Source organism: Pseudomonas sp. BS-2016 (genome assembly GCF_001806145.1).
In the GTDB taxonomy this organism is placed as follows: domain Bacteria; phylum Pseudomonadota; class Gammaproteobacteria; order Pseudomonadales; family Pseudomonadaceae; genus Aquipseudomonas; species Aquipseudomonas lundensis.
In genome coordinates, this window is sequence record NZ_MLCT01000154.1 from 1 (window position 1) to 1,442 (window position 1,442).

A 1,442-nucleotide genomic window follows, 5' to 3' on the forward strand; every position below is an offset into this window, starting at 1 on the left:
GCTTGGCGATCGTGCGCAGGCGCGAGTCGGGAAATTCGAGGATGTTCAAAATAGCCATAAGCGTAATTGCTGCACATGTGAGGAAGAGACAAATCGGCGGTGGGATGGACCCATACGGCCGGTGTGAAACGCTCGGAAGCCGCGAAGGCCATGGCATTTCACGCGAACGCACATAATAAAGGAGATTCACCCCATGAGGAAATCGCTACTCGTCTTGCTGCTGTGGGCCCCGTTCGCCACGGCGTTGATTGCGCAACCCACTGAGCGCCTGGATCAGGCAGCGCAACAGGCCATCCAGCATTTTTTACTGCACAACCGTATTTTTGACTCGCCCGAGGACCTGGATAACGCGCCTTATATTATTGCGGCGCAAGGCGGGCGCGTGCTGGGTGCCAACGACGAGCGTGTGCATGCGCGCGGGCGTCTGGACCCGGCCCAGCCGAGCTACGGGATCTTTCGGCGAGGCAAGGCCTACACCGACCCCGTTACCCAGGAGTTACTCGGCATCAATGCCGACGACATCGGCACTGCGCGCTTTGTGCTTGCCGACAGCCTCACCACCCTCGCAGTGCAACGGGTGACCCAGGAAATCCGCCCAGGCGACCGCTTGTTGCGCGCCGAGCCTCCCGTTGCTTTGGCGAACCTGGAGCCGTGCAAACCTGCACCCTTGATTACAGGGCATATCATCGACATCCCCAAGGGCGTCACGCAGATTGGCGTGCTCGACGCTGTGACCCTGAACAAGGGCCGCCGCGATGGCCTGGTGGAGGGCCAACTGCTGACGGTGATCAAGGCTGGCGCCACCGTGCGAGACGCCCTCACCGGCACGCCCACGCCACTCCCGGATGAGCGAGCCGGCACCCTTCTGGTGTTTCGTACCTATGAAAAGCTCAGCTATGCCCTGGTGCTCAGTGCTTCACGGTCGCTAGCCGTGCAAGACCGTTTCGAGACGGCTGATCAAGCGCAATAAATAGCCTGCTAAATAAGTTACCAACAGAGTTATCCACAGCTTGTTCCGGTCAAGGATGATCATATGAATCCGATAAACAGTAGCGATATTTCCCCGGCAGAGCTGGAAGCCCGGCTACGCTTGCACAGGCTGCCAGAACTGGGGCCCAAGCGTTTTCACGTATTGATCGAAGCCTTTGGTTGCGCTTCCAAGGCCCTGAGTGCTCCCGCCAGCGCCTGGCATTCCCTCGGTTTGCCCGCCGTCAGTGCCGAGGCCCGACGTAGCCCCAAAGTCCGTGACGGTGCCAGTGAAGCGTTGGCCTGGCTGGGGCGCCCGGCCCAGCATTTGCTGATGTGGGACCAACCTGATTACCCGGCGTTGCTCGCGCAGATCGACGATGCGCCGCCGTTGTTATTCGTGGCGGGCGACCCCGGTATTCTGGAAAAACCACAGTTGGCCATGGTGGGAAGTCGGCGTGCCTCTCGCCCGGGCA

The 1,442-nt window shown here is 60.5% G+C and carries 2 protein-coding genes; both read left to right on the top strand.

Going from position 1 to position 1,442, the window contains the following annotated elements:
* The first annotated feature begins 193 nt into the window (after nt 1-193).
* Entirely contained in the window at nt 194-970 is a 777-nt protein-coding gene (locus BKD70_RS23230) for a hypothetical protein (RefSeq protein WP_034129195.1), read from the top strand.
* 63 nt (nt 971-1,033) lie between these two features.
* Nucleotides 1,034-1,442 (top strand): DNA-processing protein DprA (locus BKD70_RS23235; protein WP_175441030.1); only part of this gene is annotated, 409 nt, incomplete at its 3' end.